A 25,726-nucleotide genomic window follows, 5' to 3' on the forward strand; every position below is an offset into this window, starting at 1 on the left:
GTAATCCCATCGCAGTGCCCAAGTGGCGGAATGGTAGACGCAGGGGATTCAAAATCCCCCGCCTTCACGGGCGTGAGAGTTCGAGTCTCTCCTTGGGCACCACTCCGAAGTCAGGTAGAACGGTCGTCACGTGGCGCATCCTTGCGCGATGTGTCGTAAGGGATGAAGGTATGGATAAACACGCACAGAAGATTGCCGCTGATCTGTTGCACCTTCGGGGGCAGGTTTTATCAAAAGGCGATCCAGTGGCGCTGCCGCTCGTATCCAGTTCGATGTTTCATCTGCCGGGTGATCCCGAGGGTGCGGCGGCCTATGGGCGCGTGGACAACCCAACCTGGGACGCGCTGGAGCATAGCCTGTCCGTGCTGGAAGACGCGCCCTGCGTTGCGTTCCCGTCGGGCATGGCGGCAATCTCGGCGGCGCTGTTTGCCACTCTGAAGGCCGGGCAAACCCTGTTGATTCCATCGGACGGCTATTACGTCACGCGTCTGTTGTCTGACCGATTTCTGTCGCAGTTCGGTGTGCGCGTGGTTCAGCGGCCCATCCTTGGCTTTGCGGATGGTGGCTTTGATGGCATCGACGTGGCGTTCATCGAAAGCCCCTCCAACCCCGGGCTGGACCTGTGCGACATCCATGCGATCGCAACGGCGGTGCGCAAGGCGGGCGGAACCACCATCGTAGACAACACGACCATGACGCCATTTGGCCAGCGCCCGCTGGATCTGGGGGTGGATATGGTCGTGGCGTCCGATACCAAGGCGCCGGGTGGACATTCCGACCTTTTGATGGGCCATGTTGCCACGCGCAATACGGCGCTGCGCGACGCGGTTCTGGACTGGCGCAAAATGTCCGGCGCCATCCCGGCACCCCATGCGGCGTGGCTGTTGCATCGCGGGCTTGAAACGCTCGACGTGCGGTTCGATCGCATGTGCCAATCGGCGGCAATCATCGCCCCGGCCCTGGCTGATCATCCGGCCATTACTGCGATCCGTTATCCGGGGCTGGCGACCGATCCTGCGCATGCGTTGGCAAAGCGGCAGATGTCGCGGTTTGGATTCCTGATCGGGCTGACGCTGGACACCAAAGACCGGGCCGAGGCCTTCATCACAGGCTGCCGCTATCTTCGTCCCGCCACCTCGTTTGGCGGTCTGCACAGTTCGGCTGAACGACGGGCGCGTTGGGGGGATGATGTGGCCGGCGGGTTTGTGCGGCTGTCCGTTGGTTGTGAACCCGTCGATCAGCTTCTGGCTGACCTGATGACATCATTGGACCGCCTGATGTCCAAATAGGGCCGACAATATTGCAAGAATCATAGTCACTTCACTGCATAACTCCAGGGTGGTTAAGAGATGTCCACGCCACAACCATAGGTCGTGAATCATGGCGCGAATGCGGCCATATTGCCTGAACTTTACCCGCAAGGATTGAAAACACACTGATTTTCAAAGGTTTTCTTCATAATTTGGGCGCAAATTGCTAATATGTTCGTATCGCCGGGGGTTATCCGGCTTGTTTTCAGGGGTATTTGAGTTGAGCTTGCGTGATATCCGAGTGCAGGAGACCATCCCGATCCATTGGACGGGCTTTTCATCGACATCGCCAGTGAATGACCCAATGCGGGGGCGCCACTCCCGCAGGGGCATCGCGTCGTCTGGACTGTCGGCCAATACGCGGGTCGAAACGTTGCGCGGCCCTGTGATTGCGCGTGAATTGCAGATCGGGGATCAGGTGAAGACCTATGGTGGTGGTTTCTCGACCCTGCGTTGGGTTGGCACATCACGCGTGGCCGATGAGGCGAGTGTACCGATGCGCCGCACGTCATTTGATGGTCATGAAAGCTCAACGCTTGTGACATCGGACCAATTGGTTCTTGTATCGCATTATCAGACCGAAATTTTGTTTGGGGCCAATGAAGTGTTGTGCCCGGCCATCCATCTTGCCGACATTGGCATGTTCTCACCAGATCCGACCGTGAACCCCATATTCGTGCATCTGCTGTTTGACACCTATGAGCTTGTGAAATGCGGTGATGACTGGTTGGAAAGCCTGCGGCCGAATATGGATCAAATCGTCGCCGAAGACGCCAAGACAGCGCAGGAAATCCTGTCGCATCTTCCCAAACTGGTCAGCCAACAGGGCCGCGCGGCCTATGTGCGCACAAGACCCGTCCTGGATGAGCGCGAGGTTGCCTTGCTGTTTGGCTAGAACACGCGAACCGGCGCAATCAGGGCTGCGCGGTCCGCGTCAACCACAATTGCCAATCTTCGCCCGTATCAATGTCGAAGGCAGCGTGATCGTCCGGAAGGGGAACAATCCGGGTTGGCACGTCCTTTAGGGTGTTTTGTGCGCCTTGATCCCCTTGAAGAACATCAAGTTTGCTCAGAAACCGTGCGGGAACAAGCACCGGATGGCCGGGGGTAAGGTTCTGCGTTCCACCTCGCAAGATGCAATCTGGACCGAAGGCCGCACAGACCTGGTTTATGTCCTGAGTTGTCAGGGCTGGCATATCGGCCAGCATGATCAACACTCCATCCAGATCAAGGGGCAACATCCCTATCGCATCCGACAGACTGTGGCCCATGCCAAGGCTGGCATTCGGGCAGAAAAGGGGCGTGGCTTTTGTCGCGCGAACAATTTTCAGCCGGTCGGTGTCTTGGTCGGGCAGGGCGACAAATACAGGACGTCCGGTGGCAAGTGCGGTGTCGATCCGGTCGGCCAGCAAGGGCGCACCGTCACGACCCCGCAGCAACAGCTTGTCCCGCCCCATCCGCCGCGACTGGCCTGCGGCCATGATCAAGACTGCAAGGGACGTGGCTTGGGACATGCCGGTGCTACCTCTCGGGGATCAGCCCCCTTGGGCTGAACCGCAACACCAAAAGCAAGATGATCCCCATAGAAAACAGGCGCATGTGGGCCGCGGAATCCAGAAGATGCGTTTTCAAGGGCGATCCGTCCGTCATGCCGGAGGTGACAATCGACATGAGCCAATTGCCGATCGGCTCAACCTGAATCCAGAAAAACCAGATGACGAAAGCCCCCAGCACAGACCCAAGGTTGTTGCCCGATCCTCCCACGATCACCATCACCCAGATCAGGAAAGTATAGCGGAGCGGTTGATACGTGCCCGGCGTCAACTGCCCGTCCAGCGTGGTCATCATGGCACCCGCCAGTCCGCACAAGGCTGACCCGAGCACGAAAATTTGCAAATGGCGGTGGGTCACGTCCTTGCCCATCGCCCTTGCTGCGACCTCGTTGTCGCGAATGGCGCGCATCATGCGACCCCAAGGCGATTTCAGGGACAATTGCGCCAAGATCACCAGCACCACCAACACAATTGTGAACAGCAGCGAATAGGACAGCTTCACCGCCAGCGTCGAGGCCGTGGTGACGTTCATACCGATCGCATCGGCCTTTTGGATGAAACTGGTGCTTTGTTGCAAGTCCACCTCATACGGCACGGGGCGGGGCAGTCCGATCACGTTTTTCACACCACGGCCAAGCCAGTCTTCGTTCTTGACGACGGCAAGGATGATCTCGGCGATACCCAGCGTTGCAATGGCAAGGTAATCCGACCGCAAGCCAAGTGCGGTCTTGCCGACCAGCCATGCGGCCCCCGCCGCCAGCAATCCGCCCACCGGCCAAGCCAGCAGGGTCATATATCCATGGCCACGGTAATTGTCTTGACCGCCGGGATTCAACCCGCCCAGATATCCGGTTTGCGCCGGATTGATCGCCTCGACCCCTGCGACGCCCGCATCGAATATCCAGCGGAAGACGACGAAACCGACCACAAGCGTGGCAAACATGACCAGCGCGCGCAAACGCCCTTGCGCCAGGGTCTTGTATTGCCAGACCATCAGCATGATCGTGCCCGCGCCCATGATAAGGCCCGCGACGATCCTGAATCCGCCCGCGCCCCAAGCCCCGGGGGTGGGGGGCATCGCGATCAGGACTGTGGCCAATCCTCCCAAAGCGACAAAGCCCATGATCCCGACATTGAACAGGCCCGCATAACCCCATTGCAAATTCACACCCAACGCCATCACGGCAGAAATCAGCGCCATGTTCAGGATGGTCAGGGAGGAGTTCCAACTGCCCGCAAAGATCCACCAGTCCGTGGAACCTTGCAGAACGAACAGAAGCGCCACCAGCGCAAACAGAAGCGGTGTGCGAAGGGATTGGCTCATACCGATTGCCCCTTGAATAGACCCGTGGGTTTGAACAGCAACACGATGATCAGAATGACAAAGCTGACCGCGAATTTGTAGTCGGTGGACATCAACTGCACGAGGCTGGACGGCTCAAGACTTTCGGGCAGCACATAGGTCGCGACCTTCTTCCACGCATAGGTCACTGCGACCTCGGAAAAGGCGATGACGAAGCCGCCCGCGATGGCCCCCAGCGGGTTGCCCAGCCCACCGACAATGGCCGAGGCGAAGATCGGCAGCAGAAGCTGGAAATAGGTGAACGGCTTGAAGGTCTTGTCCAGACCGTAAAGCACGCCTGCGATGGTGATCAGACCGGCCACGATGATCCATGTGATCATCACGACGCGTTCGGGATTGATACCGGACAGCAGCGCCAGATCCTCGTTGTCGGAAAAGGCGCGCATGGATTTCCCGGTGCGCGTCTTGTTCAGGAACCAGAACAGCGCGGCGACGACGATGACAGCGGTCACGATGGTCAGGCCCTGGCTGGTCTTGAACGCCAATCCTTCCTCCAGCCCGGTCATGGTCTTGAAGTCGCGCGCGCTGATGATGAAACGTGCGCCGTCACCGAATTGCTGGTCATCGGGACCGATGATGAAGCGCACAACACCGTTCATGATGAACATCACGCCCATCGAGGCCATCACAAACACGATGGGTTTGGCTTTGACCCGGCGATAGAACCGATAGACCACGCGGTCGGTGGCCAGCAGCATCAAGGCGGTTCCGACGATACCGAAGGGCAGAGCCAGAAGCGCGGTGGGCAGCGGGTCGATGGACAGGCCCATCGACTGGAACCACCAGGTGACAAGGATCGTCACCATCGCCCCGAAGGCCATGCTGTCGCCATGCGCAAAGTTCGAGAACCGCAGGATGCCGTAAATCAGCGTGACGCCCAGCGCACCCAGCGCCAGCTGGCTGCCATAGGCCATCGCGGGGATCACGACGAAGTTGAGAAGCGCCACAATGGCGTTCAGAAGATCCATCAGAACTCTCCCTCGCATGTGCCCAGATAGGTGATCGACGTGGGCCCGTCATTGGAGTGGGCAGTAAAGCGCGCAGTGCCGGCATTGCGCGATAACAGGTATTCCGCGCCTTCGCCGGTGGCGAAGACGGTGGTCACGGGCGCGTCATTCTTTACGCCCACGACGGTCAGATCGCCAAAATCCGTGACCAGTTTCGCGTCGTCCAACGCGGCGGTCAGCGAAAAGCTGGTGTCCTGACAGGCCTCGGCTTCATAGCATTCTGTGGTGAAGGTGCAGGTCTGAGCAAGGGCGGGCAGGGCGACAAAGCTGGTCGCGGCGGCCATGCAAATATGTTTCAGCATCCTCATCCCCCCAAGAACGACCGGCGCACTTCGGGGTCCGCCAACAGTTCTTTTCCGGTGCCTGTATGCGCGTTCGCGCCCTGCACCAGAACATAGCCTTTATCCGCAATTTCAAGCGCTTGCCGCGCGTTCTGTTCCACCATCAAGATCGAGATGCCAGTGCGCGCCACTTCGATGATCCGGTCAAACAGCTCGTCCATCACGATGGGGCTGACGCCGGCGGTGGGCTCGTCCAGCATCAGAACTTTCGGTTTGGTCATCAGAGCGCGCCCCACGGCAACCTGCTGTCGCTGGCCCCCCGACAACTCGCCCGCGGCCTGGTTGCGCTTCTCATAAAGGATCGGGAACAACTCATAGACCTGCGCCATGGTCTGGGAAATGTCATCCTCGCGAATGAACGCCCCCATTTCGAGGTTTTCCTTAACGGTCATTGACGTGAAAATATTCTGGGTTTGCGGCACGAAGCCCATGCCCTTATGGACACGCGCCTGCGGGGACAGGTCGGTGATATCCTCGCCATCCAGCCGGACCGAGCCTTGCCGCAAGTTCAGCATCCCGAACACGGCTTTCATGCCGGTGGATTTGCCCGCGCCATTGGGGCCGACGATCACCGCAATCTGGCCTTTGTCCACGGCGATGGTGCAGTCATGCAGAATGTCGGGGCCGGATTTCCCATAACCGCCGGTCATGCTGTCACCAATCAGAAAGGCATCGCCCGTGTGCATCTGGTGCCCGGTGCCGGTGGCCGGGATCATCGAGCCCTGACCCTTTGGGTTTACGATCGACGCATCCTTGTTGCCGCGATCGTCCTGATAGGGGTTCCCGCTCATGCGCCTACCTTATCCCTGTTTTTCAAACCGGTGCCCAGATAGGCCTCGATCACGTGTTCGTTGGCCTTGATCTCGTCCAGCGTGCCTTGGGCCAGCACCTTGCCTTCGGCCATGCAGATCACCGGGTCGCAAAGGCGGTCGATGAAATCCATGTCGTGTTCAATCACCACGAAAGTATAGCCGCGTTCTTCGTTCAGACGTTTGATGGCGTCGGCAATCGTGTAGAGCAGCGTGCGGTTCACACCCGCGCCGACCTCGTCCAGGAAAACGATCCTGGCGTCGACCATCATAGTGCGGCCCAGTTCCAGCAGCTTTTTCTGCCCGCCCGAGATTTCGCCCGCGCGCAGGTCGGCGATGTGGGAAATGGTCAGAAACTCAAGCACTTCATCGGCCTTGGCACGCAGGGCGCGTTCTTCATCGGCAATGCGTTTGCGGCCAAACCACGTGTTCCAGAGTTGTTCGCCCGTCTGCCCGCCGGGCACCATCATCAGGTTCTCGCGGCAGGTCATCGAGCCGAACTCATGCGCAATCTGGAACGTGCGCAGAAGCCCCTTGTGAAACAATTCGTGCGGCGGCAATCCGGTGATGTCTTCGCCCGCCATGGTGATCCGGCCCGATGTCGGTTGCAGCACCCCGGCAATCACGTTGAACAAGGTGGTCTTGCCCGCGCCGTTGGGTCCGATCAACCCGGTGATCGAGCGTTCCTCGATCCGCATTGTCGCGCCGTCCACTGCGTGAAAGCCGCCAAAATGCTTGTGAACGTCTTCGATGACGATCATGTCTGTCCCCTCTCGCAACCGGAAGTAGGCCGCCCGCCTTACCAAAACAGCCCGGAAAACATCCGGGCTGTTTCGTTAGGTTTATAAGGTTGTTTAGTGGAACTTAACAGCCTCGATGGCGCCATCTTTGATTTCGATCTCACGATAGCTGCCACCGCTTTCACCGGGGCCGATCAGTTCAACGTCCGAGCCGCCGACATAGTCGATGTCGCCGCCTGCTGCGAGGATCTCAAGACCTTTCGCCAGCTCACCAGGGCCGATGGGTTCGCCGGGGGCGTTGGCCACTTCGGTCACGGCTGCGCTGACGGCAGCGCCGTCGGTAGACCCTGCGGCCTGCATCGCCAGAAGCAGGACAGCGGCGCTGTCATAGCCTTCCTTGGCATAAGGCGACGTGCCGTCGATCCCGCCAGCGGCCAGCATTTCTTCCAGCTTGCCAGCGCCGTCATTTGACGAGCTCGGGTGTTGGCCGAAGCTGCCGTCGATGTCGCTGCCGAACTTCTGGGTCAGGATGTCAGACACCATGCCGTCGGGAAGAACGAATGTGTCAAACGCACCGGTGTCAAGCGAGCCCTGGATGATGCCCGAACCGCCCTGGTCCGAGTATCCCGCCACCACAAGCGCCTGACCGCCAGCAGATGCCAGCGCGCCAACCTCGGCCGAATAGTCGGCTTTGCCTTCTTCGTGGGCGGCGTTGATGGTCACAGTGCCACCGGCTGCTTCAAACGCGGCCGCGAAGCTGTCGGCCAGACCCTTCCCATAGTCGTTGTTGGTATAGGTAAGCGCCACTTCGTTGATGCCACGGCTGGTGATGATATCGGCCATGATCTCGCCCTGACGCGCATCGGACGGGGCCATGCGGAAGAACAGTCCGTTGTCTTCGATGGTCGACAAACCTGGCGACGTGGCTGACGGCGAGATCTGCACGATCCCGTTGGGCAAAGCCACGCTGGTCAGAACCGCACCGGTCGCGCCCGAGCACATTGCGCCGACGATACCGGCGACGCCTTCACCCGTGACCAGACGTTCGGCGGCTGCGGTGGCTGCGGCGGCATCGACGCAGGTTGAATCACCGCGCACGGCCGTCACAGTGGACCCGTTCATGAACAAGCCCGAATCGTTGACTTCTGCGATGGCCATTTCCGCGCCGCCCGCGATGTGGGGCGCCAGCGATTCAAGCGGGCCGGTGAAGCCAAGAAGGACACCCACCTTCACTTCTTCTGCAAAGGCTGCGCCGCTCATCAGTGCGCTGGCGGCGGTTGCCATAAGAATCTTTTTCATACTTTCTCTCCCAGTTGGAAAATATCCGAAGGCGAGCCTAGGCAAGCGTTTCGGAAAAGAAAAGAGCCAAGCGGTGTCGGACGGAAAAAAGCGGCACGTCACGCTTGGCGTTGGGGTCGGGACAGGTCGTAGTAGGTGCTGTCACACCATTCCCCGTTCACCTGCAAGGTGTTTTCGGCATGGCCCGTCACCTGAAACCCAAGCCGACTCAGCAGCCGGGCCGAGGTGATGTTGCGCGGGTCGATTTCGGCAGTGATCCTGTCAATCTGCGGATGCCGGTCCCAGGCGGCGTTCAGGACAGCCCCAAGGGCTTCGTGGGCCAACCCCTGGCCCCAATGATCGGGATGCAGGATGTATCCCAGTTCGGCAATGCGCCAAAGACCGGCCTTGCCAATCACCCGGCCTTGATGCTCGACGACAAATTCAACGCCGGTGGCCGTGTGCGACCGAATCATGTCGTGCAGCACCTGTTGCGTCTGCGCGCGCTGGGTATGGGCGGGATGGCTCCAGTATCGCATGGCCTCAACGTTGCCAAACACCCTGTGCAGGGCATCCAGATCGTCCTGTCGCGGCGCGCGCAGGCACAACCGGTCGGTTCGGATCACGTCGCGACGCGAGTGGCGTGGCTGCCACGTTCACGATAAGGCGTTGTGTCATAATGCGACCGATAGCACTTCGAGAAATGCGACGGGCTTGAAAAGCCACAGGCCAGCGCCACATTGATCACGCTCATATCCGTTTGCATCAACAGATTGCGGGCCTTCTGAAGCCGCAACTCCATGTAATACCGCTTGGGCGAACGGTTCAGATAGCGCCGGAACAACCGTTCAAGCTGTCGTGTCGACATGCCCACGTCGGCAGCAAGGATTGACGGCGAAATAGGCTCTTCGATATTGGCTTCCATCTTCTGGATCACATCGCTGAGCTTGGGATGGCGCACACCGATCCGTGTGGGCACCGACAGGCGCTGGGTGTCGCGGTCAGTGCGGATCGAGGTATAGATTTGCTGGTCGGCGACGATATTGGCGATGTCCTCGCCATGTTCATCCGCAATCAGTTTCAGCATCAGGTCAATCGACGAAGTGCCGCCTGCTGCGGTCATGATATTGCCGTCGATCACAAATACGCGTTTTGTCAGATCGACCTCGTCGAAGGCTTCGGCGAAGCTGTCGTGGTTTTCCCAGTGAATGGTCGCGCGTTTGTCGTTCAACAGACCTGCCTTGGCGATCACATGTGCGGCGGTGCACAAGCCTGCGACTTTGACGCCACGGCGCGCTTCACGCCGCAACCAGTTCAAAAGCTTTTGTGAACAATGGGTCTGAACATCCACACCCGAGCAGATGATCACTGTATCGTCGCGCCGAAGCTCGCCCAGATCACTATCCAGATTGAACGACGGCCCGGCAGACGATGTAATGGTCTGTCCGCCTTCGCCCATGATCACCCATTCATAAAGCGTTCGTCCGGCGGCGCGGTTGGCAATGCGCAACGCGTCCACGGCGCCCGCAAAGCTGAGCAGCGTAAACCCTTCGACAAGCACGAAAACAAACCGTTGGGGGGCCGAGCGCGTCGATACGGGTTTTTCAGTCATCCGAGTCACCTTGTGCAGATCGGTCTCTTTGTGTTGCCGGGGACCACATCAGGTTTGAACGGATGCGGCAAGAGCGAAACCGCCGACATTTACACAACCAGTCAGGACTGGCCTTTCAGGACCTTAACGCGACCTATCCCTATTCCATAACGGTAATTGCACGTTAGCGCTGACCGCGCTAGAAGAAGGGCCTTAAACCCGCAGCCGCGGGATCATGACGCAAGACGGAGCAGAGACATGACGGAGTGGGACAAGTCGACCTGGCGCACAAAGCCACGGGTGCAGATGCCTGACTATACCGACGCGGCCAAACTGGCCGAGGTCGAGGCACAGCTTGCGAAGTATCCTCCGCTGGTCTTTGCCGGCGAAGCAATGCGCCTGCGTGCACAGCTCGGTCGCGCCTCGCGCGGTGAGGCGTTTCTGTTGCAGGGCGGGGATTGTGCCGAAAGTTTCTCGGATTTCTCGGCAGATGCGATCCGCGACACGTTCAAAGTGATGCTGCAAATGGCGATGGTGCTGACCTATGGCGCGAAAGTGCCGGTGATCAAGGTTGGCCGGATGGCCGGTCAGTTCGCCAAGCCACGCTCAGCCCCGACCGAGACGGTGGGTGGCGTCGAGCTTCCAAGCTACCGCGGAGACATTATCAACGAATTGGACTTTACCGAAGCCTCGCGCGTTCCTGATCCGCAGAAGATGTTGCAGGCCTATACCCAAGCGGCCGCGACGCTGAATCTGTTGCGTGCCTTTTCAACGGGTGGTCTGGCGGATGTGCATAAGGTGCACAGTTGGACCCTTGGCTTCACCGAAAACGATGAGGCCGAGAAATACCGCGAAATGGCCGAGCGTATTCAGGACACGCTGGACTTCATGCGCGCCGCTGGTGTCGACAGCGACCGGGCCCATACCTTGCAGACCGTGGACTTCTACACCTCGCATGAAGGGTTGTTACTGGAATATGAAGAGGCGCTGACGCGTTTGGATTCCACCACGGGCAAAACCGTTGCGGGGTCCGGCCATATGTTGTGGATCGGGGATCGCACCCGGCAACCCGACGGGGCGCATGTGGAATTCTGCCGCGGGGTCATGAACCCGATTGGTCTGAAATGCGGGCCGACCACGACGGCGGATGACCTGAAGCTGTTGATGGCCAAGCTGAACCCGAACAACGACGCGGGTCGGCTGACCCTGATCGCGCGCTTCGGGGCAGGGAAAGTGTCAGAACACCTGCCGCGCTTGATCCAAACCGTGAAGGAAGAAGGGGCCAACGTCGTGTGGTCCTGCGATCCGATGCATGGCAACACGATAAAATCGGCAACGGGCTACAAGACCCGGCCGTTCGAATCCGTGCTGAAGGAAGTGCAGGAATTCTTCGCCGTCCACAAATCAGAAGGCACCATCCCCGGCGGTGTGCATTTCGAGATGACGGGTGCTGACGTCACCGAATGCACTGGTGGCGTGCGCGCCGTCACGGACGAGGATTTGTCGGACCGCTATCACACAGCCTGCGACCCGCGCCTGAACGCCAGCCAGTCTCTCGAACTGGCATTCCTTGTGGCGGAAGAGCTGTCGTCGATGCGCAGCGAAGACGCGGCGGCCGTCAAAGCCAGCTGATCGCCCGAACACGCGGAAACAAAAGAAAACCCCGGTCCAAACGGCCGGGGTTTGTTTTGTCTGTGATGCCCGCGCGGCGGGGTGCGGTTGTTCAGTCCTGTTTGACAAGCCGCAGATGGCCACCGGGCCGTGCCGGCGCGTTCATGCGCAAGGGCTGCGAGGCTCCATGGAAACTTGCCGCAAGTTCAGCCATGCCCGGCACCGGGATGCCGCTGGTATCCGATGGGCGCATGATATGACCTTCGCCTTTGCGATTTTGTCCAGCCTGCGTCGGCCGGATATCGACGCGCGTCACATCCGGCTTGTCCGATCCCGACGATCGGGAAGTTGGCGCGCCACGGATGTCCCAGTAACCTGGTCGGGCAATGTCGCGCTTTTGCCGCCGCGCCGCATCGCAACTTTTGTGCTCAGGCGTCTGTGCCACCGTCAATGGACGGATGTCCAAGCTGCGAATTGTGAACCGTTGCGGTCCACGGCCAAGTTTTCCATCGACCTGAAACCCGCCAAGAACGCGCGTGACATTGCCGTGGATGTCTTTCAGGGGAAGCAGGATCAATTGCGCGTCCAATTTCTTGTGAAACAGATTGGATTCGCTGCGCAATGTCAGACTGACTTCGGCGGGTGTCGTGAACACGCTTTCCAGCGCTTCTTGCATCTCGTGTCGGGCGTCGGGTGTAAACAACGCGCTTAGAGGCATGCCGCGCACTTCCATCGACAGAACATCACTGACATGCTGACCCGCCAAACGGATGCGGGCATGGCCCGGCGCGATGCGTTCCAGTATCATTGCATATGTCAGGTTTTTTCCAAGACCGCGAGGGTCCACGTCACCGCGTGCGGGCATCAGACGACCATTCCGCAGTGCGTGCCAGTAAGCTTCAATCTGTGCGATGGCAGGAAATTTGATCGTCCGCCGGGCTGACGCCAGCGTGACAACATTACCATCTTTAAGATACTCAATTTTCATCTTCGCGTCCCAGGGTTTGAAACGATTTTAATAAATTTGGTGATAACCAGCGAGCTTGTTCAAATTGTGACCGTTTGTTAACGATTGGAAGGATAATCCTTACCGATGTCTTAATATGTCACATTCCATTCGAAATTGGCATAAAAACTTAGCAAATGGTTAATTCTACATGCCACTATCCATGACGGGCTTTGCCAGCACTGCGACCGAGGATGCCCGGTACAACTGGGTTTGGGACCTGCGGTCGGTAAACGCGCGCGGGTTGGATATCAAAATTCGGGTGCCCGATTGGTTGGGTGGCCTGGAGGAGGTTCTTCGCAAAAGCCTGAAGGCGGCAGTGGCGCGGGGCAGCGTCTCGGTCAGCCTGAAAATCACCCGTCGGGACGAGGCGGGATCGCAATCGATCAACCCCGACGAACTGACGCGCGTGTTGACCCAGTTGACCGCTATTGCCGCCGAAGCCGAAGCGCGCGGTTTGCGGGTCGCGCCGGTGCAACCCACTGATATTGCTGGAATGCGTGGCGTTTTGGAACAACGCGCCATGACAGATGACGACACGGCGCCCTTGCTGGCCAGATTGACAGAAGACATTCCCGCGCTGGTGGATCAGCTTCTTGCGTCGCGGGCACAAGAAGGTGCGGCGTTGGTCCAGGTTTTGTCAGATCAGCTAGACGAGGTGGCCCGGCTTGTCGCGGCGGCCGAGGCCGTGATGGCCGCCCGTCAGGATGCCCAAGTCACCGGGTTGCAAGACGCCCTGTCACGCGTGATGGCCAATACCGACGGGGCCGACCCTGATCGCGTTGCGCAAGAACTTGCCATATTGGCCGTGAAAACCGATGTGCGCGAGGAAATCGACCGGCTGAACGCCCATATCGACGCCGCACGCGGGCATCTGGCTTCGGATCAGCCCGTGGGCCGCAAGCTCGACTTTCTGATGCAGGAATTCAACCGCGAGGCCAACACCTTGTGTTCCAAGGCACAATTCAAGGATCTGACCGCCATTGGCCTTGACCTGAAGCATGTCATCGATCAGATGCGCGAACAGGTTCAGAACGTGGAGTAACGATATGTCCGACAGGCGCGGCCTTCTTATCATCCTGTCTTCGCCCTCGGGCGCGGGCAAATCTACTTTGGCGCGGCGGCTGATGGACTGGGATCCGACGCTCAGCTTCTCGGTCTCGGCTACCACCCGCGCGCCGCGCGAGGGCGAGGTGGACGGGCAGCACTATCACTTCGTGGACGAACCCAAGTTCAAGGACATGGTCATTCAGGGCGAAATGCTGGAACACGCCCACGTCTTTGGCAATTTCTACGGCTCGCCGTCTGAACCCGTGCGCAAGGCAATCGAAACGGGACGTGACGTTCTGTTCGACGTGGACTGGCAGGGCGAGGTGCAGATCCGCAATTCGTCCCTTGCCTCGCATTCGCTATCGATCTTCATCCTGCCGCCCTCGATCAAGGAATTGCGCGCCAGGCTTGAAGGGCGCGGACAGGACGACGCAGCGACAATCGCCAAGCGGATGCAGAAAAGCTGGGACGAGATCAGCCATTGGGGCAGCTATGATTATGTGCTGATCAACGATGATCTGGAAGAAACCGCACAAAGACTGATCACCATTGTCGAGGCTACCCGGCAGCGCCGCAACCAGCAACCGGGATTGTTGAACCATGTCCGTAAGTTGCAAGCCGAATTTGAAGAGGGAAGTGAATGATCTACGAATTGGACGAGGTTTCACCTGACATCGCCAATGACGCGTTCATCGCGCCGGATGCCAACCTGATCGGCAAGGTGCGGATTGGCGCGCGCGCTTCGGTCTGGTTCGGCAGCACCTTGCGCGGCGATAACGAATTGATCGACGTAGGCGCGGGAACAAACGTGCAGGAAAACTGCGTCTTTCACACGGATATGGGCTTCCCCCTGACCATCGGTGAAAACGTCACGGTCGGCCACAAAGTGCTTCTGCACGGCTGCACCATCGGTGACGGCAGCCTGATCGGTATGAACGCCACCGTAATGAACGGCGCTGTGATCGGCAAAAACTGTCTGATCGGGGCAGGGGCGCTGGTGACCGAGGGTAAAGTGATCCCCGACGGGTCCCTGGTGCTGGGTGCACCCGGCAAAGTGGTGCGGGAGCTGGATGCGGCGACGATCGAAGGGCTGGAGGCGTCCGCCGCGCATTATCAGGAGAACGCGGCGCGGTTCTTGACGGGGTTGAAGGCTTTGGGTGCGTAGGTATCCAGTATCTTCTTCGCATCCGAGTGGACACAGGTTTCTGCCGGCTGTTCGGCAAGTTATACTCTTTTGAATGGAGGAAAGCTGAGAATGGCAGATATTTTGACACCCGAAGAGCGTCGGGAACATCTGATCCCAATGGGAGAAGTCGGTTGGGGAGCGGTCTCGGGCCGCGATGCAATTCGAAAGGTTTATATCTTTCGTGATTTTGTGGAGGCTTGGGGCTGGATGTCGCGCGTGGCGATTTGGTGTGAAAAGTGGAACCATCACCCAGAATGGCTCAATGTCTATCGAACTGTCGACGTCACCTTGACGACACATGATGCCGACGGACTAACGAATCTGGATATTAAGCTGGCGAAGAAAATGGACGCACTTGCGGGCGCTTCGACCGCTGCAAGCCATCAATCGGACCTTTCGGAGCCGATTGCCTGTCTGTGTAATCCGGACGCGCCCCGTTGAGAACAAGGCGTTCAGGGGCTGATCGCGCTAAGCTGAATTGGCCCTGCACTTGCATTTCTGAACGGCGGTACCGATCCGCAACGAAGATATGCAGGCAGGCTATGAACACGTTCAAAAAATTGAGCCGCTGAGATCAGCGGCCCAATTGGCATTTTCGATTTGCCTTACGCAACTTTCTCGGCCGCCTCTTTCAGCCAAGCCAGCACGTTTTCTGGCGCGCTTTCGCCGTAGGGGTCTTCGCCGTGGTTGTCGCAGCGGCCGGGTTCTTCGAACCATGCTTCGACCACGCCGTCATTGATGATCGCGGCATAGCGCCACGAGCGGGCACCGAAGCCAAGGTTGTCCTTGTTGACCAGCATGCCCATGCCGCGGGTGAACTCGCCCGAACCGTCGGGGATGACCTTGACGTTCTCAAGCTCCTGGTTGCGGGCCCAGGCGTTCATGACGAAGCTGTCATTGACGGACATGCAATAGATCTCGTCGATGCCTTGTGCGCGGAAATCTTCGGCACCTTTTTCAAAGCCGGGCAGTTGGTAGGTCGAACAGGTGGGCGTGAACGCGCCGGGCAGCGAGAACAGGACGACGCGCTTGCCTTTGAAGTAATCGTCCGAAGTCATGTCCTGCCAACGGAAGGGGTTGGGGCCTTCGATGCTGTCGTCACGGACACGGGTGCGGAAGGTGATGTTGGGAACGCGAACGCCGGTTTGCATGTCAAAATCCTTTTCTTGTCGCCCGCCCGGGGAATCGCGCGGGTTGGGTCGGTGATGTTGTTAGAACGATTCCAGATGGGGCTCAACGAAGATTTTGCAAGTGCAGCATTGGGTCACAGATGACCACTGCCATGCATTCGGCGCGGCGCTTGGTATGCGCCAGGATCATGTCAGCCATGCGGCTTTCAAGGTGACTCGTCAGCAGGATAACGTTATATGTCACACAGCCGACTTTGGCGCGGAGGAATGCCATGCGTGACCTGAAAATCCCGGAAAGCCGCCACCCTGAAAAGGCGCATCGCCCGGACAATGCACAGCCGAAAAAGCCCAGCTGGATCCGTGTGAAAGCGCCCGGCGGCAAAGGCTATGCCGAAACGCACCGGATCATGCGCGAAAACAAGCTGTCCACGGTGTGCGAGGAAGCCGCTTGCCCCAATGCGGGCGAATGCTGGAGCCAGGGCCACGCCACCATGATGATCATGGGCGATATCTGCACGCGCGGCTGCACCTTCTGCAACGTCGCTACGGGACGACCCGACGAACTGGACGCGTTTGAGCCGGGCCGCGTGGCCCATGCGGTGAAAAAGCTGGGGCTGAATCACGTCGTGATCACGTCGGTGGACCGGGACGATTTGAAGGACGGTGGGGCAGACCATTTCGCCCAGACCATCCGCGCCATTCGTCACCAGTCGCCCGACACGACGATCGAGATTCTGACCCCGGATTTCCTGAAATGCGACCCGACCGTTCTGGAAACCGTGGTCGAGGCGCGGCCGGACGTGTTCAACCACAACCTTGAAACCGTGCCCGGTCTTTATCCGCAGGTGCGTCCCGGTGCGCGGTATTTCCATTCGCTGCGCCTGTTGCAGCGGGTGAAAGAGCTTGATCCGTCGATGTTCACCAAATCCGGCATCATGGTGGGGCTTGGCGAAGATCGGCAGGGCGTGTTGCAGGTGATGGACGATATGCGCGCGGCGAGTATTGATTTCCTGACCATCGGGCAGTATCTGCAACCGACCCCGAAACACCACGCGGTAGAGCGGTTCGTGCATCCCGATGAGTTCAAGGATTACGAAACCGCGGCTTACGGCAAGGGGTTCCTGATGGTGTCTTCGACCCCGCTGACGCGATCATCCTACCACGCGGGTGATGACTTCGCGCGGCTGCGCACCGCGCGTGAGGAGCAGCTTGCAAGAAGTTGATTGAAAACAGAATTAAGGTTTGAAGCGGACGCGTTCAATCTGCATCCAATCCGGCATTCCGAACATCTTTTCAATTGCTACAATCAGCAAACTGATTGCGACCACAGCCAAGATCAGCTTTACCCGTTTGGCTGATGGTGGGTTGCGCGCCCATCTTGACATGCGCATGAACCAACGTGGGTTCATGGTTCAGTCTTCATCCAGAAACCGCACCTTGCCGATATGCGGCAGATTGCGGTCGCGCTGTGCGAAGTCGATGCCATAGCCCACCACGAATTCGTCCGGGATGTCAAACCCGATCCAGTCGGCGCAGATGTCGACCTCGCGGCGGGAGGGTTTGTCCAACAGCGCGATGGTCTTCAGTTTGCGCGGGGATTTGGCCTTCAACAGTCCAACGACATGTTTCAGGGTGAAGCCAGTATCGACAATATCCTCGACCACCAGCACGTCACGCCCCGAAATCTCGCCGCGTAAGTCTTTGAGAATGCGCACTTCACGGCTGCTTTCAGTCGAATCTCCGTAGGACGAAGCCTCCAGAAAATCGACTTCGACCGGCAGATCCAATTCCCGGACAACATCGGCGATGAAGACAAAGGATCCGCGCAGCAGCCCCACGACCACCAGCTTGTCGGTGCCCTTGAACTCGTCTTGGATCTCCTGCGCCAGCTCTTCAACCCGTGCCGCAATCTGCTTGGCCGAGATCATCGTGTCGATGACATATGGTCGCTGTGCCATGTCTTCCCCCTTGATTTCCGGTCGTATTCCTAGGACATGTGCGGGCAAGTGAGAAGGGAAAACGTCGTCATGCCGACACATGGTGAAAAACGCGTCCTGCCATATACGGCCGAGCAGATGTATGATCTGGTGGCAGATGTGGGTCGATATCCCGAGTTTCTGCCATGGAATTCCGCCGCGCGTGTGCGTCGTATCACGCCTCAGCCGGATGGGCGCGACCTGATGGACGCCGATCTGGTGATCAGTTTCAAGGTGTTTCGCGAACGTTTTGCCAGCCGGGTCTGGTTGGACAAAGAAGGGCAACGGATCGACACAGAATATTTGGACGGCCCCTTCAAATATTTGAAATCCCATTGGATATTTCATCCGCATCCGGATGGGTGTGAGGTAGAGTTTTTCGTGGACTTCGAATTCAAGAGCGCGATTTTGCAAAAGGTGATCGGGCTTGTGTTCAACGAAGCGATGCACCGGATCGTCGCGGCGTTCGAGACGCGCGCCTCAGCGCTTTACACCCCACAAGGCCAGACCCCGCTCGCCTAGGGGCGCGGTTCTTCGTCAGCTTTGCCGCCGTTTCGGTGCGCTGTCACCACCCTTGGCTTTTGCGATCGCCTTGGCGGCAGCACGGGCCCTGTTTTTCTTGCTGGACGCTTTACCTTTCGGCGGGGGTGGCCCTTTTTTACCGTCGGTCGGGCGTTTACCCTTGGGCTTGTCGCCATCAGGTTTGGGTGCCTTGCGGGGTTTCCGATCCTCGTCCTTCGACTTGGCATAGGGTTTGACCGGACGATCTGCGTCCTTGTCGTCTTTCCACTTGTGCTTGGGGTTGGATTTGCGTTCGGACGGCGCGGCAGTCTTGACCGGCCCTTTGCGGTGCGGCTTCGGGTCCGCCTTGTCAAACTTGCGTGGCTTGCCACGCGGCGCAGGTTTGCCGGTGCGCCCAAGATCCGGGTGGGTGTCCAAACGTTCGACGGCAAATGTTTCGATCGTCATGCCTGCGCCGAGGGTGGAAAGGAACCCGTCGACCTGAGCCTCCTTCACCTCGAAATAGGATTTATCGTCCTGAATGCGAATGGCCCCGATGTCGTTGCGGGTGATATTGCCCGCCTTGCACAGCATCGGCAGCAAGTGGCGCGGATCGGCCCCCTGTTCCCGCCCTTTGGCAAGGGTGAACCAGACGCTTGGCCCAAACGGCTTGCGCTCTTCAGGTTTGGCGTTGGTCGCTGACAGCTCTTCCGGGGCGGCATGGGCCGTGTGGTAAAGCTGAAGATAGGCTGTGGCCAATTGAGCGGGGGTGAATTTCGCCACCAGCTCTTCGGCCAAGGCGGCCTCGTTCGCGGTCGGCTCCTGCGTCCAGACCTCATCTTCCAGAATGCGCTTTTGATCTTCGGCATGAACCTCTTGTGCGGAAGGGGCAGGGCCCCAGTCTGCGGTCAGCTTGGCAAAGCGCAAGAGGCGTTCGGCCTTTTTGCGCGATGCGGGCGGCACAATCAGCGTGCTGACCCCTTTGCGCCCGGCACGCCCGGTGCGGCCCGACCGGTGCAGGAGGGTTTCGTGGTTGTTGGGCAGTTCGGCGTGAATCACCAGATCCAGCTTCGGCAGGTCGATGCCGCGCGCCGCCACGTCGGTTGCCACACAGATCCGTGCCCGACCGTCGCGCATGGATTGCAGCGCGTTTGACCGTTCGTTCTGGGTCAACTCACCAGACAGAGCCACGACGGAAAAGCCACGGTTCGACAGGCGGGTGGCCAACCTGCTGACCATCGCACGGGTGTTGCAGAAGATGATGGCATTGGGAGCTTCAAAGAAGCGCAGCACGTTGATGATCGCGTTTTCACCATCACGGGGGGCCACGGCCATGGCGCGATATTCAATATCGCTGTGCTGACTTTTCTCGGCCACGGTGGTTACACGTTGCGCGTCTTTCTGATAACGCGCGGCAAGGGTCGCGATGCTTTTCGGCACGGTTGCGGAGAACAGCAGGGTTTGGCGATCTTCGGGGGTTTCGTCCAGAATGAACTCAAGATCTTCGCGGAAACCCAGATCGAGCATTTCGTCTGCCTCGTCCAGCACCACACTGCATAATGCTGACAGATCAATCGAGCCGCGCATGACGTGGTCGCGCAAACGCCCCGGCGTGGCGACGACGATATGCGCGCCACGGGCCAAGGCGCGACGTTCATCGCGCATATCCATCCCGCCCACGCAGGACGCCACAACCGCTCCGGTCTTGGCAAACAGCCAGTTCAGCTCGCGTTTGACCTGCATGGCCAGTTCGCGCGTCGGGGCGATCACCAGACCCAGCGGGCTTGCGGCCGGTCCGAACTGATCGTCCTCTCCCAACAGAACCGGTGCGATGGACAGGCCGAAGCCTACGGTTTTTCCCGATCCGGTTTGTGCCGACACCAGCAGGTCCGCGCCTTCCAGCGCGGGGTCGGACACGGCGGTCTGGACCGGTGTCAGTGTGTCATATCCGCGCTCGGCAAGCGCGTCAGAGATAAGCTGTTTCACGGGCGATCAATTCTGTTCTGTTGGGCAGGGCAAGATGGGCGATGATGTGCTGTGGCCCTGCGGTATTGGATGCGAAAGCGGGCTGATAGCCTGTCCGCCCGCGAATGTATAGCGCAATAACGCGTCAGTCGGGGTCCGATAGCGGGTGATGGGTCAGAACAAGGTCTTTCAGACGTTCTTCCAACACATGGGTATAGATCTCGGTGGTGGAGATGTCGGCATGGCCCAGAAGGGTTTGGATCGAGCGCAGGTCAGCGCCATGGGCCAGCAGATGCGTGGCGAAGGCATGGCGCAGGCGATGGGGCGTTACCGCCGAGGGCGCGACGCCGGCGGCCACGGCAATTTCTTTGATCAGCCCATAGAAACGATGCCGGGTCAGATGGCCGCTTTTTCCACCAGACGGAAACAAAAATGGCGACGGCTTCGCGCCGGTTTTTGCGCGCGCCTCCTCCTCGGCCTGATCGCGGGTCGCAAGCCAGACGGCCAGCGCATCGCGGGACGGGGCGGACAGCGGCACCATGCGTTCCTTGCCACCCTTGCCCCTGACCAGCAGCATATGTGGTTCGCCCCGCGCGGCAGCGACGGGCAGCGAGACAAGCTCGCTGACCCGCATACCGGTCGCATAGATCAATTCCATCAGGCAGGTGTTCCGTTGCTTGTCCATCGGGCTGCGACCGTAATCGCGCGCGGTGGTCAATAGCGCGTCAACCTGATCTTCGCTCAGGATCTTCGGCAGGGATTTCGACCGTCCCGGCCCCCGGATCTTGATTGCCGGGTTGTCTTTGCGCCAGCCTTCTTCGTAGGCAAACCGATATAATTGCTTGATGGCAGACAGGCGACGGGCGCGGGTGGATTGGGCCAGTCCCATCGTGTCGCAATCCACCATGAAAGCCTCGATATCGGCGCGGGCAATGTCGGCAAAGCCCATCCCCCTGTCGTCCGCAAATTCGGCAAACCCTTTCAGGTCGCGCCCATAGGCCAAAAGCGTGTTCTCGGACGCGTCAAGTTCGGCCGCCTGTGCGTCCAGAAAGGTCGAAATCCAGCGGGCGTGGTCGGCGTTCATCCGCGCCTCTCAAGGATCAGGAATTCAAGCGCGGCCTGACGGGCAACCTGTTCCAGCCCCACTTGTCGGAAAAAGGCCAGCGCATCGGTCAGCTCATCCAGATCGCCATTGCTGCCCGCAGTGAACAGCTCGATCGCGCGCAAGATGGCTTCGCCCAGTCGATCCTGTTCGACGAGCGAGCGCAGGCGGACCGGCAGGGCGGTGGCCGAGAACCCCTCCAACACCGCGCGGGTGCGATCGTCAATCGGCGACAGGTCAGCGGTTTGACCGCGGGCGATCCCCAAAAGAATCGGGGCAAGCGCGTCGCCTGGGCTTGGTTGTGCGGCCTCGGCCACCTGTTCATATTGCGCCGACAGAAGCCCGAGTCGCAGCGCAATGTCCCCCGCATTTCCCGGCAGATTACGCGTGGCAAGATCGGGGCCGAGCAGCTGCGCAAAGGGGACTTCCAGACCGCTTTCTTCCAGGTGTGGCCACAGGTTCAGAACCGCGCGCGCCGTTTTGTCGTCATCCTGTGCGGCCAGGGCGGTTTCGACGCGCTTCACCGCGCTCATCCGGTCCCAGATGCCGCCGGACGCTGCGGGCTTGCGTTCGGAATACAGCCCCAATAGCTGGTTTTCGGTGACGGCACCCACACGGGCCAATCGTTCACCCGCCTCGGCCCGAGCCTTCCAGCCGATATTTGCGCGCAAGTCGGATTGCGCGAAGGCCAGCGGCAGGGATGCGGTGTTGATATGCAGCCCAATGGCTTCGAACATGCGGAATGTCAGGGGCGAGGGGTGATCAGGTCGGGGCAGGTCGGGTTCACCTTCAAACAGGTCCGGGTCAAGAAACCGCGCGAGCAGAGCATCCTCTTCATCACTGATATATCCCAGCGCCCGTCCAGTTTCCAAGGTCAGCACAGCGGCATCCCAATCGCCGCTTCGTGCAAGACAGAAAACCCGTGCTGGATAGGTGGGACTAAGCTCGGGCGTGGCGCGCAGTGTTGTGCATTGCAAGTCTTCGTTGCCCAGCAGAAGCGCGGTATCGAAGGCACGACGAAAAACGCGGGGATTCACCGAACCGGAACGGGACAGCAATGCCTCGGCCTGGTCCAGTGCACCCAGCGACAACAGCCGGTCGACCCGAGCCAGAAACAGGCGATCTTCGCCCGCGCTGGCCCCTTTGGGAGGATCAAGTTCGGCCAGCATCAGCTTTTGAAGCAGGCTTTGCATCGCCGGCTGTAAATCCAGATCAAGCGCCGCAATGCGGCGTGCAAGATCATCGGGGCGTGACAGACCCCAAAGGTCACGCGGCAACCCTGTCACCACACCGGGTAACAATCCGACCGCATCTAAAACCGGCGTTTCCAACAGTGCCATTGTCACCTCGGCGACAGAGGCTCCGGTGCTTGTGGCCGGTTCATCCAATGCCGGGGGCAGGATAGCGCTCTCGGATGACGGGGGCGGCAGCGCGATACTGTCTGAAAGCCAGTCGATGGCAGACAAGGGACCAGCCCCTTGCGGAGTCTGTGCCGTAGTAGGGGACGCCAAACTGCTTAGAACACACAACAGCGCGCCGCTCAGGTAAGCGGCGCGTCCTGATTGTCCGTCCCGTCGCCGCTCAGCCACCATTCAGCGTCACAGTACTGCTTTGCGGTGCGGTCCTTGGTGCCATGTCGCCAAAGAACGCGAAACCGGTCAGCCCGATAAAGCCAACGATTGCCAAGAAGAATATAAGCTTGATCAAACGGATCAGCATGTCGTTCCACCCATTTTCTGCCTCAAGTGGTGTTTTGTCTGATTTTATATATGGCATTTTCTGTAAGATCACGCCATTCAGGAAAGAAATCCGAATTTGGGCAAGTGGGCGCCGTTTTGCCATTCAAGTTGAAGAAATCCATCGTCATGGTTGGCATGATGGGTGCGGGCAAGACCGCGGTCGGACAGGCGGTGGCCAACCGTCTGCATGTGCCGTTTCTGGACAGTGACGAAGAAATCGTGCGGGCTGCCAACATGTCGATCGCAGAGATTTTCGAACGGGATGGCGAAGAATTCTTTCGCAAGCGCGAATCAGAGGTGATTGGCCGCCTTCTGGACACGGAACGCGCGGTGCTGTCCACGGGTGGTGGCGCATTCATGTCCGAGCAGAATCGGAACATGATCTCGGAGCGGGGTGTGGCGGTGTGGCTGAACGCCGATCTTGATTTGCTATGGTCACGGGTCAAACACAAGGACACCCGCCCCCTGTTGCGCACTGCAAATCCCAAGGTGACCTTGACTGAAATCTATGACACCCGTGTTCCCGTCTATGCTCAGGCCGATCTGTCGGTAGAGGCACAGCGCGATTTTACGATTGCAGATATGGCAAATGCGGTGGTGGCGGCGTTGCTGACACGCCCCGATGTGCTTGAGGAGACCTGATATGACCACGGTTCATGTGCCACTTGGTGATCGCGCTTATGACGTGCGGATCGGACCCGGGCTGTTGTCGCGGGCGGGTGTAGAGATTGCGCCTCTGCTGAACCGGCCAAGGGTCTGGATCGTGACGGAACAGACTGTCGCGGGGCTGCATCTTGCAACGCTTCAGGATGGTCTGTCGGCCGAGGGGATTGACTCGGAAGCCCTGATATTACCGCCTGGCGAGGGAACGAAAAGCTGGCCTTACCTGACACAAACTGTCGAATGGTTATTGGATGAACGGGTCGAGCGTAACGACGTTGTCATCGCTTTTGGTGGCGGCGTTATCGGTGATCTGGTGGGGTTTGCTGCCGCAATCCTTCGCCGTGGCGTGCGCTTTGTGCAATTGCCCACCTCGCTGCTCGCGCAGGTCGACAGTTCGGTCGGGGGCAAGACCGGGATAAATGCGCCGCAAGGTAAGAACCTGATCGGTGCCTTTCATCAACCTTCTCTGGTTCTGGCCGATATCGAGGCGTTGGGGACGCTGAGCCCGCGCGATTTTCTGGCCGGTTACGGCGAGGTCGTGAAATATGGCGGGCTGGGCGACGGCGCGTTCTTCGAATGGCTTGAGGTCAACGGCCCGGCACTGGCCGCGGGCGATATGGAACTGCGTGAAGAGGCCGTGCGCCGATCCGTCCAGATGAAAGCCGACATCGTGGTGCGCGACGAGACCGAGCAGGGGGATCGCGCCCTTCTGAACCTTGGTCACACGTTCGGCCATGCGCTCGAGGCGGCAACGGGTTATTCCGACCGTCTGCTCCATGGTGAAGGCGTCGCCATCGGGTGCGTGTTGGCGTTCGAAACGTCGGCTCGGTTGGGGCTGATCAGTCAGGAAAGCCCGTCGCGATTCCGTCAACATCTGGCGGCGATGGACATGAAAAAGGACCTGTCCGATATTGCAGGCGATCTGCCGGACACAGACGGTTTGATCACACTGATGGGGCAGGACAAGAAGGTCGAGCAGGGCAAGCTGCGGTTCATCCTTGCCCGCGCCATTGGGGATGCTTTCGTGGCCGATGACGTTGATATGGACGTTGTGCGCGCGGTTCTGGATGAGGCGTTGGCCGGACGGGCCTAGGAAAACAGCCGCCCAAAAAGGACGGCTGCTTGTGTCTTTTCAGATGTCATCAGAACGGGATTTCATCGTCGAACCCGCCGCCCGCAGGCGCGGCGCCGGGATCTCCTCCGCCATAGACACCCTGATTGCCATCACCCTGATTGCCGCCCCCTTGGCCACCGCCTTCGCCGCGCCCATCAAGCATGGTCAATGTGCCGTCAAATCCTTGCAGCACCACCTCGGTCGAATAGCGGTCGTTACCGGATTGGTCTTGCCATTTGCGGGTTTGCAGTTTGCCTTCGACGAAAACTTTCGACCCTTTGCGCAAATATTGCTCGCAAATGCGCACCAGACCTTCCTGGAAGATCGCAACCGAATGCCACTCGGTTTTCTCGCGCCGCTCGCCCGTTTGTTTGTCTTTCCAGGTTTCCGACGTGGCGATACGCAGGTTGCACACCTTGCCACCGTTCTGGAATGTGCGCACTTCCGGGTCAGCGCCCAGATTGCCGATGAGCATGACCTTGTTAAGCGAACCCGCCATCCGTCGTCCTTTCGATTCTGTAATTCGACCCCATCGTTACACCATGTGGTGGCGCAGATGAAAACGGAAATCCCGTTGACCTTGCCAGATTGGCCCGTCCAGAACAGCGGGATTTCCAAGCGTGTCAGAGCGCATCTTCGCAAAATGCCGCACCCTCTTCCCCAAAAAGACGAAGTTGCGTATATTGCGCCC

The 25,726-nt window shown here is 59.2% G+C and carries 28 protein-coding genes, 1 tRNA gene and 1 pseudogene; 12 read left to right on the forward strand and 18 right to left on the reverse strand.

The genetic code is table 11. The features are described from left to right. The first annotated feature begins 16 nt into the window (after nucleotides 1-16). From BMY55_RS08820 to BMY55_RS08830, 3 genes are all read left to right on the forward strand, one after another. Nucleotides 17-102 (forward strand) — tRNA-Leu (locus BMY55_RS08820). Between the two features lie 68 nt (nucleotides 103-170). After that, the gene (locus tag BMY55_RS08825; protein WP_091429980.1) at nucleotides 171-1,289 is read left to right on the forward strand and encodes a cystathionine gamma-lyase; all 1,119 of its coding nucleotides are present in this window, start codon (nucleotides 171-173) and stop codon (nucleotides 1,287-1,289) included. Between the two features lie 241 nt (nucleotides 1,290-1,530). Next, nucleotides 1,531-2,205, forward strand: a complete 675-nt coding sequence (locus BMY55_RS08830; protein ID WP_143064315.1) for a Hint domain-containing protein — start codon at nucleotides 1,531-1,533, stop codon at nucleotides 2,203-2,205. Nucleotides 2,206-2,224: 19 nt separating this feature from the next. Here the strand turns inward: BMY55_RS08830 and BMY55_RS08835 are convergent, their stop codons facing one another. The 9 genes from BMY55_RS08835 to BMY55_RS08875 form a co-directional block, all read right to left on the reverse strand. Further along, nucleotides 2,225-2,824, reverse strand: a complete 600-nt coding sequence (locus BMY55_RS08835; RefSeq protein WP_091429984.1) for a nucleotidyltransferase family protein — start codon at nucleotides 2,822-2,824, stop codon at nucleotides 2,225-2,227. A gap of 7 nt (nucleotides 2,825-2,831) precedes the next feature. Next, a complete protein-coding gene (locus BMY55_RS08840; protein WP_091429986.1) occupies nucleotides 2,832-4,187 on the reverse strand; it encodes a branched-chain amino acid ABC transporter permease in 1,356 nt (451 codons plus the stop codon). Then, entirely contained in the window at nucleotides 4,184-5,194 is a 1,011-nt protein-coding gene (locus BMY55_RS08845; protein WP_091429988.1) for a branched-chain amino acid ABC transporter permease, read from the reverse strand. The genes BMY55_RS08840 and BMY55_RS08845 overlap by 4 nt, the downstream gene beginning before the upstream one ends. After that, entirely contained in the window at nucleotides 5,194-5,535 is a 342-nt protein-coding gene (locus tag BMY55_RS08850; RefSeq protein ID WP_091429989.1) for a hypothetical protein, read from the reverse strand. The genes BMY55_RS08845 and BMY55_RS08850 overlap by 1 nt, the downstream gene beginning before the upstream one ends. A gap of 2 nt (nucleotides 5,536-5,537) precedes the next feature. Continuing rightward, nucleotides 5,538-6,365, reverse strand: coding sequence for an ABC transporter ATP-binding protein (locus BMY55_RS08855; protein ID WP_091429991.1), 828 nt, complete (start codon nucleotides 6,363-6,365; stop codon nucleotides 5,538-5,540). Next, nucleotides 6,362-7,144, reverse strand: a complete 783-nt coding sequence (locus BMY55_RS08860) for an ABC transporter ATP-binding protein (RefSeq protein WP_091429992.1) — start codon at nucleotides 7,142-7,144, stop codon at nucleotides 6,362-6,364. The genes BMY55_RS08855 and BMY55_RS08860 overlap by 4 nt, the downstream gene beginning before the upstream one ends. Nucleotides 7,145-7,237: 93 nt before the next feature. Beyond that, a complete protein-coding gene (locus BMY55_RS08865; protein ID WP_091429994.1) occupies nucleotides 7,238-8,422 on the reverse strand; it encodes an ABC transporter substrate-binding protein in 1,185 nt (394 codons plus the stop codon). 98 nt (nucleotides 8,423-8,520) lie between these two features. After that, a complete protein-coding gene (locus tag BMY55_RS08870; RefSeq protein ID WP_091429995.1) occupies nucleotides 8,521-9,027 on the reverse strand; it encodes a GNAT family N-acetyltransferase in 507 nt (168 codons plus the stop codon). Next, nucleotides 9,024-10,013 (reverse strand): GlxA family transcriptional regulator, encoded by a 990-nt coding sequence (locus tag BMY55_RS08875; protein ID WP_091429997.1) that lies wholly within the window; start codon nucleotides 10,011-10,013, stop codon nucleotides 9,024-9,026. Before BMY55_RS08875 ends, BMY55_RS08870 begins: the two co-directional genes overlap by 4 nt. Nucleotides 10,014-10,250: 237 nt before the next feature. On the opposite strand from BMY55_RS08875, the gene BMY55_RS08880 reads away from it, so the two are divergent. Beyond that, complete coding sequence (locus BMY55_RS08880; protein ID WP_091429998.1) at nucleotides 10,251-11,624, forward strand: class II 3-deoxy-7-phosphoheptulonate synthase; 1,374 nt, start codon at nucleotides 10,251-10,253, stop codon at nucleotides 11,622-11,624. 91 nt (nucleotides 11,625-11,715) lie between these two features. Here the strand turns inward: BMY55_RS08880 and BMY55_RS08885 are convergent, their stop codons facing one another. Next, complete coding sequence (locus BMY55_RS08885; RefSeq protein WP_091430000.1) at nucleotides 11,716-12,591, reverse strand: PAS domain-containing protein; 876 nt, start codon at nucleotides 12,589-12,591, stop codon at nucleotides 11,716-11,718. A gap of 169 nt (nucleotides 12,592-12,760) precedes the next feature. Between BMY55_RS08885 and BMY55_RS08890 the strand changes: the two genes are divergently transcribed. The 4 genes and pseudogenes from BMY55_RS08890 to BMY55_RS08905 form a co-directional block, all read left to right on the forward strand. Then, nucleotides 12,761-13,654, forward strand: coding sequence for a YicC/YloC family endoribonuclease (locus tag BMY55_RS08890; RefSeq protein ID WP_177179316.1), 894 nt, complete (start codon nucleotides 12,761-12,763; stop codon nucleotides 13,652-13,654). Nucleotides 13,655-13,658: 4 nt separating this feature from the next. Then, the gene (gene gmk, locus BMY55_RS08895; RefSeq protein WP_091430003.1) at nucleotides 13,659-14,303 is read left to right on the forward strand and encodes a guanylate kinase; all 645 of its coding nucleotides are present in this window, start codon (nucleotides 13,659-13,661) and stop codon (nucleotides 14,301-14,303) included. Then, nucleotides 14,300-14,824, forward strand: coding sequence for a gamma carbonic anhydrase family protein (locus tag BMY55_RS08900; RefSeq protein ID WP_091430005.1), 525 nt, complete (start codon nucleotides 14,300-14,302; stop codon nucleotides 14,822-14,824). Before gmk ends, BMY55_RS08900 begins: the two co-directional genes overlap by 4 nt. A gap of 90 nt (nucleotides 14,825-14,914) precedes the next feature. Then, nucleotides 14,915-15,208: pseudogene (locus BMY55_RS08905) on the forward strand (4a-hydroxytetrahydrobiopterin dehydratase); the annotation flags it as partial. Between the two features lie 242 nt (nucleotides 15,209-15,450). Here BMY55_RS08905 and BMY55_RS08910 read toward each other — a convergent pair. Together BMY55_RS08910 and BMY55_RS16925 are read right to left on the reverse strand one after the other, a co-directional pair. Continuing rightward, on the reverse strand, nucleotides 15,451-15,996 hold the full coding sequence (locus BMY55_RS08910) for a peroxiredoxin (protein ID WP_091430008.1): 546 nt from the start codon (nucleotides 15,994-15,996) through the stop codon (nucleotides 15,451-15,453). Nucleotides 15,997-16,078: 82 nt separating this feature from the next. Then, nucleotides 16,079-16,249 carry a hypothetical protein gene (locus tag BMY55_RS16925; RefSeq protein WP_177179317.1) on the reverse strand — a complete coding sequence of 57 codons (171 nt, stop codon included), beginning with the start codon at nucleotides 16,247-16,249 and terminating at the stop codon, nucleotides 16,079-16,081. Between BMY55_RS16925 and lipA the strand changes: the two genes are divergently transcribed. After that, on the forward strand, nucleotides 16,248-17,198 hold the full coding sequence (gene lipA, locus BMY55_RS08915; protein ID WP_091430010.1) for a lipoyl synthase: 951 nt from the start codon (nucleotides 16,248-16,250) through the stop codon (nucleotides 17,196-17,198). The genes BMY55_RS16925 and lipA overlap by 2 nt on opposite strands. Nucleotides 17,199-17,387: 189 nt before the next feature. Here lipA and hpt read toward each other — a convergent pair whose 3' ends face one another. Then, on the reverse strand, nucleotides 17,388-17,933 hold the full coding sequence (hpt, locus tag BMY55_RS08920; protein WP_091430012.1) for a hypoxanthine phosphoribosyltransferase: 546 nt from the start codon (nucleotides 17,931-17,933) through the stop codon (nucleotides 17,388-17,390). 69 nt (nucleotides 17,934-18,002) lie between these two features. Between hpt and BMY55_RS08925 the strand changes: the two genes are divergently transcribed. Next, nucleotides 18,003-18,473, forward strand: a complete 471-nt coding sequence (locus BMY55_RS08925; RefSeq protein WP_091430013.1) for a type II toxin-antitoxin system RatA family toxin — start codon at nucleotides 18,003-18,005, stop codon at nucleotides 18,471-18,473. Nucleotides 18,474-18,488: 15 nt separating this feature from the next. On the opposite strand, the gene BMY55_RS08930 is transcribed toward BMY55_RS08925, so the two are convergent. The 4 genes from BMY55_RS08930 to BMY55_RS16775 all read right to left on the reverse strand — a co-directional run bounded on the left by BMY55_RS08930 (nucleotide 18,489) and on the right by BMY55_RS16775 (nucleotide 23,361). Then, complete coding sequence (locus BMY55_RS08930; protein ID WP_091430015.1) at nucleotides 18,489-20,438, reverse strand: DEAD/DEAH box helicase; 1,950 nt, start codon at nucleotides 20,436-20,438, stop codon at nucleotides 18,489-18,491. Nucleotides 20,439-20,562: 124 nt separating this feature from the next. Further along, on the reverse strand, nucleotides 20,563-21,501 hold the full coding sequence (locus BMY55_RS08935) for a site-specific tyrosine recombinase XerD (RefSeq protein WP_091430017.1): 939 nt from the start codon (nucleotides 21,499-21,501) through the stop codon (nucleotides 20,563-20,565). Next, a complete protein-coding gene (locus BMY55_RS08940) occupies nucleotides 21,498-22,985 on the reverse strand; it encodes a hypothetical protein (RefSeq protein ID WP_245744698.1) in 1,488 nt (495 codons plus the stop codon). Before BMY55_RS08940 ends, BMY55_RS08935 begins: the two co-directional genes overlap by 4 nt. A gap of 115 nt (nucleotides 22,986-23,100) precedes the next feature. Further along, a complete protein-coding gene (locus BMY55_RS16775) occupies nucleotides 23,101-23,361 on the reverse strand; it encodes a hypothetical protein (RefSeq protein ID WP_177179251.1) in 261 nt (86 codons plus the stop codon). 23 nt (nucleotides 23,362-23,384) lie between these two features. Here BMY55_RS16775 and BMY55_RS08945 point away from each other — a divergent pair, with 23 nt between their 5' ends. Together BMY55_RS08945 and aroB are read left to right on the forward strand one after the other, a co-directional pair. Continuing rightward, the gene (locus BMY55_RS08945) at nucleotides 23,385-23,900 is read left to right on the forward strand and encodes a shikimate kinase (protein ID WP_245744767.1); all 516 of its coding nucleotides are present in this window, start codon (nucleotides 23,385-23,387) and stop codon (nucleotides 23,898-23,900) included. Between the two features lies 1 nt (nucleotide 23,901). Then, complete coding sequence (aroB, locus tag BMY55_RS08950; protein ID WP_091430020.1) at nucleotides 23,902-25,014, forward strand: 3-dehydroquinate synthase; 1,113 nt, start codon at nucleotides 23,902-23,904, stop codon at nucleotides 25,012-25,014. Between the two features lie 49 nt (nucleotides 25,015-25,063). Here the strand turns inward: aroB and ssb are convergent, their stop codons facing one another. After that, nucleotides 25,064-25,534 carry a single-stranded DNA-binding protein gene (gene ssb, locus BMY55_RS08955; RefSeq protein ID WP_091430022.1) on the reverse strand — a complete coding sequence of 157 codons (471 nt, stop codon included), beginning with the start codon at nucleotides 25,532-25,534 and terminating at the stop codon, nucleotides 25,064-25,066. Nucleotides 25,535-25,726: the final 192 nt, after the last annotated feature.

The organism is Aliiroseovarius sediminilitoris (assembly GCF_900109955.1).
GTDB lineage: Bacteria > Pseudomonadota > Alphaproteobacteria > Rhodobacterales > Rhodobacteraceae > Aliiroseovarius > Aliiroseovarius sediminilitoris.

What these genes read in the sequence shown, in the direction of transcription:
- BMY55_RS08825 (WP_091429980.1), top strand. Translation starts at nt 171, where the DNA reads ATGGATAAACACGCACAGAAGATTGCCGCTGATCTGTTGCACCTTCGG.
- BMY55_RS08835 (WP_091429984.1), bottom strand. Translation starts at nt 2,824, where the DNA reads ATGTCCCAAGCCACGTCCCTTGCAGTCTTGATCATGGCCGCAGGCCAG.
- BMY55_RS08840 (WP_091429986.1), bottom strand. Translation starts at nt 4,187, where the DNA reads ATGAGCCAATCCCTTCGCACACCGCTTCTGTTTGCGCTGGTGGCGCTT.
- BMY55_RS08845 (WP_091429988.1), bottom strand. Translation starts at nt 5,194, where the DNA reads ATGGATCTTCTGAACGCCATTGTGGCGCTTCTCAACTTCGTCGTGATC.
- BMY55_RS08850 (WP_091429989.1), bottom strand. Translation starts at nt 5,535, where the DNA reads ATGCTGAAACATATTTGCATGGCCGCCGCGACCAGCTTTGTCGCCCTG.
- BMY55_RS08855 (WP_091429991.1), bottom strand. Translation starts at nt 6,365, where the DNA reads ATGAGCGGGAACCCCTATCAGGACGATCGCGGCAACAAGGATGCGTCG.
- BMY55_RS08860 (WP_091429992.1), bottom strand. Translation starts at nt 7,144, where the DNA reads ATGATCGTCATCGAAGACGTTCACAAGCATTTTGGCGGCTTTCACGCA.
- BMY55_RS08865 (WP_091429994.1), bottom strand. Translation starts at nt 8,422, where the DNA reads ATGAAAAAGATTCTTATGGCAACCGCCGCCAGCGCACTGATGAGCGGC.
- BMY55_RS08875 (WP_091429997.1), bottom strand. Translation starts at nt 10,013, where the DNA reads ATGACTGAAAAACCCGTATCGACGCGCTCGGCCCCCCAACGGTTTGTT.
- BMY55_RS08880 (WP_091429998.1), top strand. Translation starts at nt 10,251, where the DNA reads ATGACGGAGTGGGACAAGTCGACCTGGCGCACAAAGCCACGGGTGCAG.
- BMY55_RS08885 (WP_091430000.1), bottom strand. Translation starts at nt 12,591, where the DNA reads ATGAAAATTGAGTATCTTAAAGATGGTAATGTTGTCACGCTGGCGTCA.
- BMY55_RS08890 (WP_177179316.1), top strand. Translation starts at nt 12,761, where the DNA reads ATGCCACTATCCATGACGGGCTTTGCCAGCACTGCGACCGAGGATGCC.
- gmk (WP_091430003.1), top strand. Translation starts at nt 13,659, where the DNA reads ATGTCCGACAGGCGCGGCCTTCTTATCATCCTGTCTTCGCCCTCGGGC.
- BMY55_RS08900 (WP_091430005.1), top strand. Translation starts at nt 14,300, where the DNA reads ATGATCTACGAATTGGACGAGGTTTCACCTGACATCGCCAATGACGCG.
- BMY55_RS08910 (WP_091430008.1), bottom strand. Translation starts at nt 15,996, where the DNA reads ATGCAAACCGGCGTTCGCGTTCCCAACATCACCTTCCGCACCCGTGTC.
- lipA (WP_091430010.1), top strand. Translation starts at nt 16,248, where the DNA reads ATGCGTGACCTGAAAATCCCGGAAAGCCGCCACCCTGAAAAGGCGCAT.
- BMY55_RS16925 (WP_177179317.1), bottom strand. Translation starts at nt 16,249, where the DNA reads ATGGCATTCCTCCGCGCCAAAGTCGGCTGTGTGACATATAACGTTATC.
- hpt (WP_091430012.1), bottom strand. Translation starts at nt 17,933, where the DNA reads ATGGCACAGCGACCATATGTCATCGACACGATGATCTCGGCCAAGCAG.
- BMY55_RS08925 (WP_091430013.1), top strand. Translation starts at nt 18,003, where the DNA reads ATGCCGACACATGGTGAAAAACGCGTCCTGCCATATACGGCCGAGCAG.
- BMY55_RS08935 (WP_091430017.1), bottom strand. Translation starts at nt 21,501, where the DNA reads ATGAACGCCGACCACGCCCGCTGGATTTCGACCTTTCTGGACGCACAG.
- BMY55_RS16775 (WP_177179251.1), bottom strand. Translation starts at nt 23,361, where the DNA reads ATGGCAAAACGGCGCCCACTTGCCCAAATTCGGATTTCTTTCCTGAAT.
- BMY55_RS08945 (WP_245744767.1), top strand. Translation starts at nt 23,385, where the DNA reads ATGGTTGGCATGATGGGTGCGGGCAAGACCGCGGTCGGACAGGCGGTG.
- aroB (WP_091430020.1), top strand. Translation starts at nt 23,902, where the DNA reads ATGACCACGGTTCATGTGCCACTTGGTGATCGCGCTTATGACGTGCGG.
- ssb (WP_091430022.1), bottom strand. Translation starts at nt 25,534, where the DNA reads ATGGCGGGTTCGCTTAACAAGGTCATGCTCATCGGCAATCTGGGCGCT.